Source organism: Chroococcus sp. FPU101, assembly GCF_017312365.1.
GTDB lineage: Bacteria > Cyanobacteriota > Cyanobacteriia > Cyanobacteriales > Microcystaceae > Chroococcus.
In genome coordinates this window covers 12,894-28,564 of the sequence record NZ_BLJI01000025.1, presented here as the reverse complement: position 1 = coordinate 28,564, position 15,671 = coordinate 12,894, and the positions used below count along the sequence as shown (strand labels likewise).

The following is a 15,671-nucleotide window of genomic DNA, read 5'->3' as shown; positions in this document are numbered from 1 at the left end:
CGCAATTGATTTAGACACGTGTGTTAAAATCTCAACCGACAACCCCACATCATCCCAAGCTAAGATAAAAAAGTTGGCTATTGAAAGAGAAAGGGTAAAATGGCGATTCTCCGTTTTGAAGATGGAACAACTTATACAAACTTAGAAGATATTTCGAGAACTTTAGCACCGTTGAATGTGGCGTTAAATTATTGGACAGTTGGTGATAATAGAGAGACTCGTGATTTATTAGACAAAGCGGCTTTATCAGATGAAGAGAAAGAAGCCGTTTTACAAGCATTAGACGGCTATTTTGAAGAAATGAAGCAAAAAGAAGGCTATCAAGCTCGTGATTTAATTGTTTTACATCCCAATATCCCGAACTTAGATGCAATGCTATCGAAGTTTGAACGCTGTCACACACACGCTGATGATGAAGTCCGTTATATTGTTGATGGTGAAGGGGTTTTTGGCTTTGTTCTTCCCGATAAAACTCAAGTTGAGTTAACCATTCAGCCCGAAGAATATATTAACGTACCTGCAAATACAGAACATTGGTTCCATCTGACTGAGCAAAAACGGATTAAAGCCGTTAGATATTTTATTACGACAGAAGGTTGGATACCCGAATATACTGAGACGATGATTCGTTTTCCTTCTCTGGTGATGGGTTAATGATAGAAGTCGATTATCGTTTTCCCCCTGATGTAGATGCTTTCCGTCAAGCAAAAATCATCGCCATCGGACAAACGGCAGGCAGTTGGGATCAAAGATTTGCTCACCGCGATAGTCAGCTAAAAAAACATTTAGCCGAAGTTGTTAAAGTCGATAATAATGTGGCTAGAATCCGTTTTCCTGTGTTTAATACCGAAAATGATATCGCAAGCCTTTTAACGATGATATTCGGCAAATATTCGATGGCTGGAAGCGCAAAAGTAATAGGGGTGCATCTCCCTAATTCCTATGGCACGCGGGCTAAATTCGGGATCACTGGCATTCGAGAAAAATTGGGTATTAGAGATCGTCCTTTAATCATGGCGATCTTTAAACCTGCTTTAGGGCTTTCGGCGGCGGATCATGCCGATATTCTTAGAAAAGTGGCTATGAATGGCTTGGATATCATTAAAGATGATGAAATCATGGGCGATCTAGCTGTTGCACCCACTTTGGATCGATTATTGGCGTGTCGTCGCGTTTTAGATGAAGTGCAAGAAAAAACAGGGCGCACTGTTCTCTATGCGGTCAATGTCACTGGAAAGGCCGACCAATTATTGACTAAAGCGCGTTTATTAGTCCAAAATGGGGCAAATGCTTTATTATTAAATGTTCTGACTTACGGTTTTTCGGTTTTAGAAGCTTTGGCGACTGATCCTGAAATTAATGTCCCAATTTTCGCTCATCCTGCCTTTGCAGGGGCGATGTGTGCTTCAGAAGATACTGGATTATCTTATTCAGTGGTTTTAGGGACGCTGATGGCTCATGCAGGTGCAGATGCGGTTTTATATCCTGCTTCCTATGGTAGTTTACCCTTTGATCCCAATGAAGAAAACCAAATTAAAAATATACTACGTACGCGTAATATTTTCCCTGTTCCTTCAGCGGGGATTCATCCAGGGATCGTTCCAAAAGCATTAGCCGATTACGGACAGGATGTTATCTTAAATGCAGGTACAGGAATTATGGATCATCCCGACGGTTCAGCTTCTGGAGTAAGAGCGTTTTTTGAAGCATTAGAACGAGTCGGAAAACCTTTTACTTTAGATACTTTACCTTATGGCGCATTACGTCGAGCCGTAGAAAAATGGGGAACATGACGATCGCATATCTGATTAACCAATATCCTAAAATTAGCCATAGTTTTATCCGTCGAGAAATTATTGCACTTGAACGCTCTGGAATTGCAATCGCACGTTTTACCGTTCGCCCCACTTTAGATTTAGTCGATGAAGCGGATCAAAAAGAACAAGCCAAAACCCAAGCTATTTTAGATTTGGGTTTAGTCGGTTTATTATTCAATTTAATTCAAACGGCTATTACCCGTCCTTGGCGATGGTTAAAAGCTTTAAAATTAGCAATTACTCTCGGACTCAAATCAGAGCGAGGCGTTTTAATACATCTCATTTATTTGGCTGAAGCTTGTGTGTTGCTTGGCTGGTTACAACAGAAAAACATTTCTCACATTCATGCTCATTTTGGCACGAACTCGACCACAGTAGCATTACTAACTCATATTTTAGGCGATCTGACTTATAGTTTCACGGTTCACGGGCCAGAAGAATTTGATAAGGTTCAAGCGATCGCATTACCTGAAAAAATTAAACAAGCGTCTTTTGTCATTGCAATTAGTGAGTTTGGCAGAAGTCAACTCTATCGCTGGTGTACTCATGAACACTGGTCAAAAATTCATGTTATTCACTGTGGCGTTGATCAATCTTTTCTCAATACTCCTTTTCATCCGATTCCCGATGAACCGCGTTTGGTTTGTGTGGGAAGACTCTGTGAACAAAAAGGACAATTACTGTTAGTCCAAGCCATCCATAAATTAGTACAAAAGAACTTTGATTTGAAAATGGTCTTGGTAGGTGATGGGGAGTTACGCACAGAAATAGAATCTTTAATTAAACAATACAAATTAGAGAAACAAATAGAAATTACGGGATGGGCAAGTGGAGAAACCGTACAAAAGCAGATTTTAGCGGCTAAAACGATGATTTTACCCAGTTTTGCCGAAGGATTACCCGTAGTGATTATGGAAAGTTTAGCCCTGTCTCGTCCCGTTTTGAGTACCTATGTCGCTGGTATCCCCGAACTTGTCGAACCGAATGTCTGTGGGTGGTTAGTTCCCGCAGGTTCAGTTGATGCTTTAGTTACGGCTATCCAAAACGTATTAGAAACATCTAGCGAACAATTAGAACAGATGGGACAAGTTGGAGCTAAACGAGTTCAAGAACAATACAATACAACGGTAGAAGGGGAAAAACTAGCTAAGTTGTTTAGCCAATTGAATTAACCTGCGACAACAAAGTTAACCAGTTTACCTGGAACAACAATTACCTTTTTAATCTCTTTTCCTTCGAGATGGCGTTGCGCGACTTCAGAGTTACGGGCATACTGTTCTAATGCTTGTTTATCGGCACTTGATGGAACTTGAATCGTTCCGCGTGTTTTACCCATAATTTGAATGACTAGAGTAATTTCATCGACTTCTAAAGCAGACGGATCTACTTTTGGCCAATTTTGATGATGAATTGAATCTGTATAACCCAATGTATGCCATAATTCCTCTGCAAGATGTGGAGCAAAAGGCGCAAGTAAAATCAATAGGGTTTCGACACTTTCTTTGTACACCGCAGAATCATAGCATTTTGCCTCATTAATGGCGTTACTGAGTTTCATTAATTCAGAAACGGCGGTATTAAATTGATATTCGTCTTCTAAGTCGTCGGATACTTCTTTGATGGCGATATGCGTTGCCCGTCTGAGATCTTTTTCAGGTTTAGATATTTCAGAAGACTTGATTTTGGCAGGTTTTTTCTCAATATATTCTGCAACAATTCGCCACACACGATTAAGAAAGCGAAATTGTCCTTCAACGTCTGCGTCATCCCATTCTAAATCTTTTTCGGGTGGTGCTTTGAAAAGGATAAACATCCGCGCTGTATCGATCCCATATTTTCCGATCACTTGGTGTGGTTCAACGCCATTATATTTAGATTTAGACATCTTTTCATAAAAGACTTCTAAAGGTTCTCCTGTTTCGGGATCTTTGAGATCATTAGCATTAACCTGACTTGATGGAATGTATTTCCCTGTTTTGGGATTTTTGTAAGTCATCCCCTGAACCATTCCCTGTGTAAGCAAACGTTCAAAGGGTTCATCGAAATTTAATAACCCTCTGTCTCGGAGAACTTTAGTAAAGAAGCGGGAATAAAGTAAATGCAAGATAGCGTGTTCAATTCCACCGACGTATTGATTAACTGCCATCCAATCATTGACTTTTTCTAAATCAAAGGGTTTTTCAGTATTTTTCGCATCAGTAAACCGCAGGAAGTACCAAGATGAATCAATAAACGTATCCATCGTGTCAGTTTCTCGTTTAGCTGGTTTACCGCAACTCGGACAAGGTACATTTACCCAGTGATCTAATTTAGCAAGTGGAGAGGGGCCACGTCCACTAAACTCAACATCATCGGGTAATAAAACGGGTAAATCAGATTCAGGAACGGCGACTGTACCACAACTCGGACAATGGATAATTGGTATAGGACAACCCCAATATCTTTGACGGGAAATTAACCAATCTCTAAGACGATATTGAATTCTAGCTTTACCATAACCTTCATTTTCGGCAAATTGTACGATCGCATCCTTGCCTTGTGTTGATTTCATTCCTGTAAAGAGTTCCGAATTGACCATCATTCCCGCTTCGGTGTACGCTTGAGTGAGTTCTAAATCTGGATTATCTGCATCATCGGGAACAATCACGACTTTAATCGGCAAATTGTTTTCTTTAGCAAACTTGAAATCACGGACATCATGGGCTGGAACACCCATCACCGCACCAGTACCATATTCATATAAGACATAATCGGCGATTAATATCGGTATTTCTGCGCCATTAAACGGATTTATCGCCATTCCCCCCGTTAAAGTGCCTCGTTTGGGACGATCCTCGGCGGTGCGTTCGATTTCTGTTTGTCCCGCTACCTCTTTAATAAAGGCTTCTACGGCTTCTTGACGCTCAGATGTGGTCACTTTTGGGGTTAAAGGGTGTTCGGGTGCGAGAACAACGTAAGTCACGCCATAAACCGTATCAGGACGCGTGGTAAAAACAGCAATTTTTTCGTTTGATCCCTTGACAGAAAACTCTAAATATGCACCAGTCGATTTACCGATCCAGTTGGCTTGCATGATTCTAACCCGTTCGGGCCAGCCTGGAAGTTTATCTAAATCATTGAGTAATTGTTCTGCATAGTCAGTAATTTTGAGAAACCACTGGCGGAGTAATTTTCGTTCGACAACTGCCCCAGAACGCCAAGAACGCCCTTCATTGTCTACTTGTTCGTTAGCGAGTACCGTTTGATCAATCGGGTCCCAATTAACAGCAGATTCTTTTTGATAGGCTAATCCCGCTTGGAAAAATTGCAGAAAAAGCCATTGTGTCCAATGATAATAATCGGGTGAACAGGTTGTTACTTCGCGATCCCAGTCTACCGATAAACCGAGTTGTTGCAATTGTTCACGCATTTGAGCAACATTTTGATATGTCCATAAGAGAGGGGCAATTCCGCGATCAATAGCCGCATTTTCGGCAGGTAAACCAAAGGCATCCCAACCCATCGGATGTAGGACGCGATAACCCTGCATTCGTTTAAGACGTGCGATCACATCAGTAATGGTATAGTTGCGAACATGACCCATGTGAAGGCTTCCCGATGGATAGGGAAACATCGACAGCGCGTAAAACTTTGGCTTTTCTGTTGTGTCGAGGGTTTGGTCTAATTTTTGATCAGCCCATATTTTTTGCCATTTTTGTTCAATTGATGCTGCGCTGTACTGTGACTCCACAATAATTTCTCCTAGACGGGTCAGATAGTGACTACTTTTACTATTCTATCTGGGTTCTAGCCTAAGACGATAATCCACCCAAATCTATCGCTCAGTCTATTCAATTTAGACTCAAAGGTACTAGAAAATTACCCTAAATTTTCAGTATGATAGGCCGCAGGTCAGAGATTCTTAAACTATCTGGGAATATTATCTATTCTTGAATGATTATTACTCAGAATGTAAAGATAGAGATCTTAATCGCTGGAGTCAAAAAAACTGTGAAAGTTATTGTTATCGGTAGCGGAGGCAGGGAACACGCTCTCGCCTACAAATTATTACAATCGTCGAGAGTTACTCAAGTATTCTGTATTCCAGGGAATGCAGGAACGGCGACTCTAGAAAGATGTCAGAATGTATCCTTAGCGGTTGATCATTTTGAAGGAATTGCCCGTGTTGCAAAAGAGCAGCAAATTGATTTAGTGGTTGTCGGGCCTGAATTACCGCTATCATTGGGAATTACAGACTATCTACAAGAGCAAGATATCAGAGTGTTTGGCCCCAATAAACTTGCCGCACAACTCGAAGCGAGTAAATCTTGGGCTAAAAGTTTAATGTATGATGCTAATATCCCTGCGGCTCATTCCAGTAATTTTACAGATGCAGAATCAGCCTACTCCTATCTCCAAGATAAAGAAGCTCCCATTGTGATTAAAGCCGATGGACTCGCAGCAGGTAAAGGGGTAATTGTTGCTCAAACTCAAGCTGAAGCTAAACAAGCGATTGATGATTTATTTGCAAGTGGTTTTACAAAACTACTCATTGAAGATTATTTAGAAGGTGAGGAACTTTCGGTCTTAGCATTGACGGATGGTATGACGATTCGTCCTTTACTTCCGGCTCAAGATCATAAACGAATCGGTGACGGAGATACAGGAAAAAATACGGGCGGAATGGGTGCTTATTCCCCTTCTCCTTTAGCCACACCCGAATTGATGGAACGCATTCAACAAGAAGTTCTTGAACCTACTTTACAAGGCTTAAAAAATCGAGGGATTGATTATCGGGGTATTATTTATGTCGGTTTGATGATTACCTCATCAGGATCTCTAAAAGTATTAGAGTATAATTGTCGTTTTGGTGATCCTGAAACACAAGCTATCTTACCGCTTTTGGATACATCTTTAGCCGAACTAATTCTAGCTTGCTTAGAACAGCGTTTAGGAGAATTTCCCGATATTGCTTGGAAAGACGAGGTTTCAGTTTGTGTTGTTCTTTCCTCAGCAGGCTATCCCGATGAATCTGAGAAAGGTAAGGTGATTAAAGGTATTGCTCAAGCAGAATCCGAAGATGTTCGCGTGTTCCATGCCGCAACGATTCTTAAAGATGATCAGATTCTAACGGATGGCGGACGAGTCCTAGGTGTAACTGCTATGGCTAAAAGCTTTGATGCAGCGATAGAAAAAGCTTATCAAGCAGTTAATTTAATTCAATTTGAGGGGATGTACTATCGTCATGATATCGGACATCGCGTTCTTGCTAAGGTTTAGCAATGTCAAGACAAAATTAATAATCTAAACAAATCGTTACAAAAAGAGGAGTTCTAGGTTAAGATAGTCTTGATTCTTAAACTGATTCTCTAAATATCGATTAAAAACACTGGGAGACTGTGCTAACTCTGTTAAAAACGATTCGAGAAGCAATTAGCCGTTGGTGGCTTGAATTTCCACTGCAAACCAAGTTAATGGCTGCAGCTACTCTGGTTGTCTCTTTGGTAATGAGTGGCTTAACGTTTTGGGCGGTTAATACGATTCAGTTAGATGCTCGCCTGAATGATACACGGTTTGGTAGTGATTTAGGGTTGTTGCTGGCGGCAAATACTGCCCCTTTGGTTGCCGAAGATAATTTAACGGAGGTGGCACGCTTTTCGAGTCGTTTTTATCGCAGTACTTCTAGTGTTCGCTATCTGATGTATGCTGATGTAGATGGTAAAGTCTATTTTGGGATTCCTTATTCAGAGGCCGCCGTTCAGAATTCTTTATCAATTGAGCGTAGCATTCAATTACCCGAAAATTATGCCCAAAATACTGACTTACCTCTAATTCGCCAGCATAAAACCCCCGATGGCGAGGTTACAGATGTTTTTGTCCCTCTCAATCATGAAGGAAAAAATTTAGGGGTTTTAGCCGTTGGGATTAATCCTAATGCTACGGTAGTCGCTTCTTCTAATTTAACGCGTGATGTGACGATCGCTGTTTTTATTTCGATTTGGGCGATGGTAATATTAGGAGCAGTTTTTAACGCACTAACCATTACTAAACCGATTAAAGAATTGTCTGTTGGGGTCAAAAATATTGCCGCAGGAAATTTCAAACAACGGATTGATTTACCTCTAGGTGGAGAATTAGGGGAATTAATCTATAGTTTCAATGATATGGCGCAACGCCTAGAAAGTTACGAAGAACAAAACATCGAAGAATTAACCTCAGAAAAAGCTAAATTAGAAACGCTGGTTTCAACGATTGCTGATGGAGCGATTCTATTAGATACTAATCTAAATTTACTATTAGTCAATCCTGCGGCTCGTCGCTTATTCGATTGGTTAAATTCGGATATTATCGGACAAAACGTTTTACATCACTTCCCACGCGAATTAACTACGAAATTAAGCCAACTTTTGACGAAAATGGCTGTCGGTGAAACAATTGATATCAGCGATGAGGAATCTTCACACGATGGTGAGGAACTTCAACCTTTGCCCGTCGAATTGCGAATTAGTCTAAGTTCTCCGTTTCGTAAGAGTTTACGAATTCTCTTAATACAAGTTTTTGACCAATATCGAGAAACCGTGAAAGGTATTGCAATGACGGTTCAAGATATTACACGAGAAGTCGAATTAAATGAAGCGAAAAGCCATTTTATCAGTAATGTGTCCCATGAATTAAGAACGCCGTTGTTTAATATCAAATCTTTTATTGAAACGCTCTCCGAATTTGGTGAAGATTTGACGGAAACGGAACGCAGGGAATTTTTAGAAACGGCTAATAATGAAACGGATAGATTGACACGACTGGTAAATGATGTTTTAGATTTATCTCGTCTTGAATCGAGTAAAATCTATCAATTAGATGCGGTTGATATGGTTCAAATTATCGAACAAACCCTGAGAACCTATCAGTTAAATGCCAAAGATAAAGGATTAGAGTTAAGTTACGAGGTTGAAGCCAATTTACCGCAGATTTTAGGTCATTATGACTTGTTATTACAAGTTATCACGAATTTAATAGGAAACGCCCTTAAATTTACTCAATCGGGTGGAAAAGTTGTTTTACGAGCTTACTTGATTAAGCTAAAATCTCATCAGACTGAGACGAACAAAATTAGGGTTGAAGTATCAGATACAGGTATTGGAATTGATACAGAAGACCAAGAGGCGATTTTTGACCGTTTTTATCGCGTTGAAAACCGAGTCCATACTTTAGAGGGTACGGGTTTAGGTTTATCGATTGTGAAAAATATTATTGATAAACACTCTAGCAAAATTCATTTAATTAGCGAAGTTGGTGTGGGGACTACTTTTTGGTTTGATTTAGATTTATTCCAAGATGCAATGAATCCCTCAGAGACTCATAGTTTGAATCAATCTAATGTATTTATTTAGTTTATAACCGCCCAAATTAGACCGAGGAATAAAATTAGAGTCAAAAAAATTAAGCCGCGATTACGATAGCACCAGTTTTTAATTTTTCGAGTCAGTGGTAATGTAATCGGTTGTTCGGGTTTTTGTAATTTATTTTGATATAAAATACAACTTTGAGCAAAAGGACGCTGGGGAAAAGTACAAGTATCATCCTCATGATAAGTACAACTTTCACATAAATACGCTTCTTGAGTCGCTTGATGTAATGTCATTCCAGGATGACCATATGCTTTTAATATGTTGCCACAGTGGGGACATTTAATGGCTTGTGTATCGATAGTTTGCCGACAACGAGGACAGGTAGACATTATCTAAACATCGTAATGACTATTTTTATTCTAAATTAAAACCCTGTAGGCGTTAGGTCTCCAAACCCAAAGCACCTCTCTACATCTCTTTTACCACCTGTGTTTTCTGTTGACGTTCTCGCCACCAAGCTAGTAGCGTACTCGCAATAAATATACTCGAATACGCCCCCGCAGCAAAACCAATAATTAAGGCTAGGGCAAAGAATTTTAAAGTAGTACCCCCGAATAAGAAAATCGCAAATAGAGGAAGCAAAGCCGTTAAAGTTGTATTAATCGAACGTCCCAAAGTTTGATTGACCGCATTATCGACAATTTCACTCACCGACAAATCTGGTGTTAAGGCGAAATTTTCCCGAACGCGATCGTAAATAACTACCGTATCATTAACAGAAAAACCGATAATTGTCAAGAGGGAAACCAAAAATAAACTATCCACTTCAACATTAGCCATTAAACCTAAGATTGAAAAGACCCCCGCCGTAATCAAAACATCATGGAACAAAGCCACAATAGCAAAAAAAGCGTAATCGAATTGAAAACGAAAACTGAGATAGACAATAATCCCAAAAAAGGACAAAACTAAAGCCAGTAAACCCGACCTAAATAATTCCCGTCCCACTGTTGGCCCGACTGTATCAATTTGAATCGTTTCGGGGTCAAATTGACCAATTCTTTCATTTAAAGCTGTTTGTAATCTTGTACGTTGTTCGACATCCAAAGTTTGTGTCCGAATCGATAGGCTATAGTTATCGATAATCTGAACGCTACTATTACCTAATCCTTGTTCGCTTAATATATTTTGTACTTCATCCGTTGTTAAAGGTTTTGAACAATTATTTTGTGCCGCACAAGCAAGTTCAAGTTGTAAGCGAGTTCCACCCACAAAATCTAAATTAGGACGTAGAGGGGCTTTAATAGTGCTATAAGAAATAATCATTGCCACTAGACTAGCAAGGATGGCTACACCTGAAATTATCCACCAAAAAGAACGCTGTTTAGTTACACTAAATTTCATCATCGTTACCCCTTAAAATTTGGTGAAAAAAGTTCAGGTTTTTGGCGTAGTCCAGGTAGATTGAGTACAGTCAACAATAAAAAGGTTCGACTACAAGTAATCGCAGTAAACATACTCACTAAAATCCCAATTCCTAACGTTAAAGCGAACCCTTTGACTAAACCCGAACCTAACCAAAACAGCACTGCACACGCAATTAATGTAGTGACGTTACCATCTAAAATACTGGAAAATGCTCGATAAAAACCCGATTCCACGGCTCGATATAAGCTTTTACCTGCTTTTAGTTCTTCTCTCGTCCGTTCAAAAATCAGTACATTTGCATCGACCGCCATCCCAATACTGAGAATAAATCCAGCAATACCAGGTAAAGTCATGGTCACACCCACGAGAGCAAAACAGGCTAGACACAGCAAAGCATAGATGATTAAGGATATATCTGCAATAAAACCAGGTAAGCGGTAATAAATCGCCATAAACACCAAAACCAACGCTAACCCAGATACACCCGCATAAATACTTCTACGGATGCTATCTTGACCTAATGTTGCGCCTACAGTACGGTTTTCTGCGACTTCGACAGGGAAAGGTAACGAACCGCCTCTTAGTTGTACCGCTAAATCATTAGCGGTTTCTGCCGTGAAATTTCCTGTAATAACAGCACTTCCCCCCGTAATTCCCGTAGCCGCAAATTCTGGCCCGACAACAGGCGCGCTAATCAGACTATTATCTAAGAAAATTCCTAAAGAACGTCCTGTCCCCGCGAGATTTTTGGTTAGTTCAGCAAATTTATTACCACCATCAGAGTCAAAACGTAAAGCAACATCCCAATTAGTGCCTTGTGTCGGACTCGGAACAGCATTTTTAAGATTTTTTCCCGTTAAGCCAATGGGATCGAATAAATTTAAAATAGCTTCATTAGACTTTTTCAACGACTCTTGTAGTTCAGCAATGCGCTTTTGATTATTGGGGTCACTCTGATTCTTCCGAAGTTGTTCTAGTTCTAGTTCCATCTGACGCTGAATGGTATACTCAGCCGTAAATTGCCCTTCAGTTCCTTGTTTTTGTTGTCTGAACTCTAACTGGGCAGTACCCCCAAGAACTCGTTCTGCTTGTTCGGGGTCAGTCACACCAGGTAATTGTACTAAAACTTTATCACCGCCGACGGTTTGTACTAAAGGTTCAGAAACACCCAACGCATTAACCCGATTTTCGATAACGGTTTTAACGGCTGTCAAATCTTCAGGGCGGATGGTTGTCACCTCTGCGGTTGGTTTGACTTGAATTGTAAGTTGTGCGCCACCACGAAGGTCTAGCCCCAATTGTAATGGTAGCTTAATTAGAATGACGATCGCTGCTATCACTAACCCAATAATCAGCGCGAGTAACCACTGTTGTCGTTGCATCTTAAAAAATTCCTTTTACACTCGCAAGGTCATGATTTTTTCAACCGCTTCTACAATTTGATTGGGTTGAACAATCGTTAACCTCTCTAATGTTCCATTGTAAGGCGTGGGGATATCCTGTGACGAAAGACGAATAACAGGGGCATCTAATTCATCGAATAATTGTTCGTTAATCAGTGCAATTAATTCTGACGCAATTCCCGCCGTTTTCATACATTCTTCGACGATAATCACTTTATGAGTTTTACGAACCGATGCGCTAATGGTTTCCATATCAAAGGGTTTGAGGGAAATTAAATCAATAATTTCGGCATCATAACCTTGTTTTTCTAAGTCTTTAAGAGCTTGGATACAGTGGTGACGCATCCGTGAATAGGTCAGAATGGTAACATCTTTTCCTTTTTTCACAATTTCTGCTTTATCCAAAGGAACAATATACTCACCATCGGGAATATTTTCTTTTAAGTTGTAGAGTAAAACGTGTTCAAAAAAGAGAACGGGGTTATCATCACGAATAGCTGCTTTGAGAAGTCCTTTTGCGTTATAAGGAGTTGAACAAGCAACAATTTTTAGACCTGGAACCGCATGAAAATAAGCTTCTAAACGTTGAGAGTGTTCTGCACCTAACTGTCTTCCGACTCCACCGGGCCCGCGAATCACCATCGGAATCTTAAAATTACCACCAGAAGTATAACGTAGCATCCCTGCATTATTGGCAATTTGGTTAAAGGCGAGTAATAAAAAACCCATATTCATCCCTTCAATGATAGGGCGTAAACCCGTCATCGCGGCACCAACTGCCATACCTGTAAAACTGTTTTCAGCAATGGGAGTATCTAAAACCCGCAGTTCACCATATTTTTTGTATAAATCTTTGGTTACTTTGTAGGAACCGCCATAGTGTCCCACATCTTCACCAAGTACGAATACTGTTTCATCACGTCCCATTTCTTCATCAATGGCTTGCCGTAACGCATTGAATAATAATACTTCTGCCATACATTCCCAAGCTATACATCACATTACTAAAGAATCTATTGTACCTTTGTTAGTCAAGATCTGAGCTATGTTGACGGAAGATGTGCGATCGTTCTCTTGCTTTTTGCTATCATGACACTGGTCAGCTATGTACTTGTCATCAATAATTTTCTTTATCAAAAAAGTTTTTAAAACTTGTTAATTTGTAAAGTAAGAACAAATCAGACAGCTATATATTACTTTTCAATTGTTTCAATCCCGTTAACAGGATTCAGTTAATAGAAAAACATCTCGCTATTAGGAATAGTGTTGATCGAGTCGTAGAAATGTCTGTAGTAACACATTAGCACCTGCAACACACTGTTCTGGTGATGTATACTCGGTCTGAGAATGGCTAATCCCTCCAATACTCGGAACAAAAATCATTCCCATATCGGTTAGATTGATCATTTCTTGAGCATCATGACTGGCACGACTTGGTAAATAAGTATAACTTAATCCTAAGTCTTCACACACTTGAGCGATCGTATTTTGGATTTGGAGTGCTGCGGGTGCGGGTTCGTTACGGAGACAAGGTTCTAGCTTAATTTCGATCTGAGTTCGAGTTGCGATCGCTTTGATATTCTCTATCAATTCTGCCATTAAATGATCTAAATGCTCATTAGACAAATCTCGAATATCTAAACTCATCTCCACTTCACCAGGGATAACATTCGGTGCATTCGGTGTGACTTGCAGTTTACCCACTGTTGCGACTTGTTGACCCGATGTGTTACCAATACGATTAACCGCTAAAACAATTTCTGAAGCAGCAACGAGCGCATCTTGACGCATATTCATTGGGGTTGAACCTGCATGACTCGCACGCCCTGTAATATTAATAACATAGCGTCTTTGTCCGACAATTCCCTGTACTACGCCGATTTGTTTACCCAATGTTTCTAAAACGGGGCCTTGTTCTACGTGTAATTCAACAAATGCGGCCATTTCTTGTTTAGTACGTTGTGCTTGCTCGATTTTTTCCCAATTTCCACCGACATACTTTAAACAGGTTTGAATATCGGTGCCATTGAAATGAGTATAATATTCTGAATTATTAACAATTTTACCGACCATTGCTTTAGAACCGATCATCGTACTTTCTTCATCGGCAAATACAATCACTTCAATGGGATGATTTAAACGAAGATTGGCTTCTTGTAAGACTCTAACGACTTCTATACCCGCTAAAACCCCGTATGCTCCATCATAACGACCCCCTGTCGGAACAGTATCAATGTGAGAGCCTGTCGATAATGCTCCTGCTTGGGGATCTTTTCCTGCATAAGTCCCGATTATATTCCCTGCTGCATCAATTCTGACAGTCATTCTGGCTTCAATCATCCAATGCTGTACGAGATTGCGTGCGGTAATGTCTTCGGGAGTAAAAGCAATCCGACAGACTCCACCATGAGAAAGATGTCCGATTTTGGCTAAATCTTCAATACTTTGATTTAAGCGATCGCTATTGACCGATAAAGGTTTAACTAGACTACTAACCATTAATATAAACTTTGTTACTGTGTCGAAATAAAATTGTATACATTCTATCTTGTATCAGTTAAAAACGTATCTAAATCTGGAACATCCACCCAACAACGACGCTCATGGGACTGATCAGTGAGATCCATCAAAAGCTGTGAGTAAACCCCTTCTCGTAAAGATGGTGTAAGAGACTGATGGCTATCGATCGATTCTACCCAACGATTTACCACACGAATAAAAGGTGCTAAACGTCCATCGGGAAAGACTTGGGGAAAATCTAAACGTTTTGGGATTTCAATTTCTTGTAAAGTTTCGTCTTTCTGTGCGCCCATCAGGCGAAATCCATGTACATAATCTTTTAGATTAGAACTGCCTAAAATTAGAGTTCCCTTTTCGCCATAGATTTCTAACCAATGTCCCCGACCATTATAGGTAACTGAACTGAGAGTCATTTGACAGGGGGTACCATCGGCTAATTCAAGCATCACCAGACAGCTATCATCTGCGTCTACAGGCTTCAAACGATGAGCGTCATTTGGATCAGGTCTTTGGGGAATCGCACAGCTTAAATATCCACACAGACGCTTTACAGAACCGAATAACCAATAAATATAATCAAAAGCATGGGAACCGACGGCACCAAGTACACCACCCCCCATATCTTTTCTAGAATACCAATTCCAAGCGCGATCGGGATTTGCTCGACTCGCTACCATCCAATCTATTTTAATGAGGCGTATTTTGCCGACATAATCTTGTGCTAAATATTCGGCTAGAAGTTGCCATGCAGGAATGAAACGGAATTCAAAATCAGGGGTAACGATTAAATTTTTTTCTTGCGCGAGATGATATAACGCTTTGGTTTCACTCGCATTGAGATTCATCGGTTTTTCTAATAGAATGTGTTTTCCTGCTTCAAGTGCCTTTTTTCCCATCTCGTAGTGTAAAAAGGGAGGAGTAGAGATACTAACCCCATGGACTTCATCTAAAGCGAGAATCTCATCGAGTTGATTAGATGCGTAGGGAATATGATGAGTTGAGGCGATGGTTTTTGCTTTGGCTAAATCTCTGTTATGGATAGCGACGACTTCTGTTCGATGATGATGAGCAAACCCCGGTAAATGGATTTGTTGTCCGAACCCTGTACCAATGACTGCAACGCCTATTTTATCCATATTCATGATTTTAAGTTAAATGGAAAAGCCCTTGAGAGT

12 protein-coding genes are annotated in these 15,671 nt (G+C 40.2%); 5 read left to right on the top strand and 7 right to left on the bottom strand.

Annotated elements, in window-relative coordinates:
• Window positions 1-99 precede the first annotated feature (99 nt).
• The 3 genes from CFPU101_RS18080 to CFPU101_RS18070 are packed head-to-tail and all read left to right on the top strand — an operon-like array spanning window position 100 to window position 2,989.
• A complete protein-coding gene (locus CFPU101_RS18080) occupies window positions 100-654 on the top strand; it encodes an acireductone dioxygenase (RefSeq protein ID WP_206816730.1) in 555 nt (184 codons plus the stop codon).
• The gene (locus CFPU101_RS18075; RefSeq protein ID WP_206816729.1) at window positions 654-1,793 is read left to right on the top strand and encodes a RuBisCO large subunit C-terminal-like domain-containing protein; all 1,140 of its coding nucleotides are present in this window, start codon (window positions 654-656) and stop codon (window positions 1,791-1,793) included. Before CFPU101_RS18080 ends, CFPU101_RS18075 begins: the two co-directional genes overlap by 1 nt.
• Entirely contained in the window at window positions 1,790-2,989 is a 1,200-nt protein-coding gene (locus CFPU101_RS18070) for a glycosyltransferase family 4 protein (protein ID WP_206816728.1), read from the top strand. Before CFPU101_RS18075 ends, CFPU101_RS18070 begins: the two co-directional genes overlap by 4 nt.
• On the opposite strand, the gene leuS is transcribed toward CFPU101_RS18070, so the two are convergent.
• A complete protein-coding gene (gene leuS, locus CFPU101_RS18065; RefSeq protein WP_206816727.1) occupies window positions 2,986-5,547 on the bottom strand; it encodes a leucine--tRNA ligase in 2,562 nt (853 codons plus the stop codon). The genes CFPU101_RS18070 and leuS overlap by 4 nt on opposite strands.
• A 260-nt stretch (window positions 5,548-5,807) precedes the next feature.
• Here leuS and purD point away from each other — a divergent pair, with 260 nt between their 5' ends.
• Together purD and nblS are read left to right on the top strand one after the other, a co-directional pair.
• On the top strand, window positions 5,808-7,076 hold the full coding sequence (gene purD / locus CFPU101_RS18060) for a phosphoribosylamine--glycine ligase (protein WP_206816726.1): 1,269 nt from the start codon (window positions 5,808-5,810) through the stop codon (window positions 7,074-7,076).
• 194 nt (window positions 7,077-7,270) lie between these two features.
• Window positions 7,271-9,187 (top strand): two-component system sensor histidine kinase NblS, encoded by a 1,917-nt coding sequence (gene nblS / locus CFPU101_RS18055; RefSeq protein WP_206816769.1) that lies wholly within the window; start codon window positions 7,271-7,273, stop codon window positions 9,185-9,187.
• Here nblS and CFPU101_RS18050 read toward each other — a convergent pair.
• From CFPU101_RS18050 to CFPU101_RS18025, 6 genes are all read right to left on the bottom strand, one after another.
• Window positions 9,184-9,534 carry a zinc ribbon domain-containing protein gene (locus tag CFPU101_RS18050; protein WP_206816725.1) on the bottom strand — a complete coding sequence of 117 codons (351 nt, stop codon included), beginning with the start codon at window positions 9,532-9,534 and terminating at the stop codon, window positions 9,184-9,186. The genes nblS and CFPU101_RS18050 overlap by 4 nt on opposite strands.
• A 79-nt stretch (window positions 9,535-9,613) precedes the next feature.
• Window positions 9,614-10,549: a protein translocase subunit SecF gene (secF, locus tag CFPU101_RS18045; protein WP_206816768.1), complete on the bottom strand. Its 936-nt coding sequence runs from the start codon at window positions 10,547-10,549 to the stop codon at window positions 9,614-9,616.
• A gap of 5 nt (window positions 10,550-10,554) precedes the next feature.
• On the bottom strand, window positions 10,555-11,955 hold the full coding sequence (secD, locus tag CFPU101_RS18040; RefSeq protein WP_206816724.1) for a protein translocase subunit SecD: 1,401 nt from the start codon (window positions 11,953-11,955) through the stop codon (window positions 10,555-10,557).
• 15 nt (window positions 11,956-11,970) lie between these two features.
• Window positions 11,971-12,954, bottom strand: coding sequence for an alpha-ketoacid dehydrogenase subunit beta (locus CFPU101_RS18035; RefSeq protein WP_206816723.1), 984 nt, complete (start codon window positions 12,952-12,954; stop codon window positions 11,971-11,973).
• Between the two features lie 276 nt (window positions 12,955-13,230).
• On the bottom strand, window positions 13,231-14,475 hold the full coding sequence (locus CFPU101_RS18030) for a Zn-dependent hydrolase (protein ID WP_206816722.1): 1,245 nt from the start codon (window positions 14,473-14,475) through the stop codon (window positions 13,231-13,233).
• 44 nt (window positions 14,476-14,519) lie between these two features.
• Complete coding sequence (locus CFPU101_RS18025; RefSeq protein WP_206816721.1) at window positions 14,520-15,638, bottom strand: Gfo/Idh/MocA family protein; 1,119 nt, start codon at window positions 15,636-15,638, stop codon at window positions 14,520-14,522.
• Window positions 15,639-15,671: the final 33 nt, after the last annotated feature.

Bases quoted from the DNA above. Each gene is read 5' to 3' on its own strand.
- CFPU101_RS18080 (WP_206816730.1), top strand. From the start codon at position 100: ATGGCGATTCTCCGTTTTGAAGATGGAACAACTTATACAAACTTAGAA.
- CFPU101_RS18075 (WP_206816729.1), top strand. From the start codon at position 654: ATGATAGAAGTCGATTATCGTTTTCCCCCTGATGTAGATGCTTTCCGT.
- CFPU101_RS18070 (WP_206816728.1), top strand. From the start codon at position 1,790: ATGACGATCGCATATCTGATTAACCAATATCCTAAAATTAGCCATAGT.
- nblS (WP_206816769.1), top strand. From the start codon at position 7,271: ATGGCTGCAGCTACTCTGGTTGTCTCTTTGGTAATGAGTGGCTTAACG.
- CFPU101_RS18050 (WP_206816725.1), bottom strand. From the start codon at position 9,534: ATGTCTACCTGTCCTCGTTGTCGGCAAACTATCGATACACAAGCCATT.
- secF (WP_206816768.1), bottom strand. From the start codon at position 10,549: ATGAAATTTAGTGTAACTAAACAGCGTTCTTTTTGGTGGATAATTTCA.
- secD (WP_206816724.1), bottom strand. From the start codon at position 11,955: ATGCAACGACAACAGTGGTTACTCGCGCTGATTATTGGGTTAGTGATA.
- CFPU101_RS18035 (WP_206816723.1), bottom strand. From the start codon at position 12,954: ATGGCAGAAGTATTATTATTCAATGCGTTACGGCAAGCCATTGATGAA.
- CFPU101_RS18030 (WP_206816722.1), bottom strand. From the start codon at position 14,475: ATGGTTAGTAGTCTAGTTAAACCTTTATCGGTCAATAGCGATCGCTTA.
- CFPU101_RS18025 (WP_206816721.1), bottom strand. From the start codon at position 15,638: ATGAATATGGATAAAATAGGCGTTGCAGTCATTGGTACAGGGTTCGGA.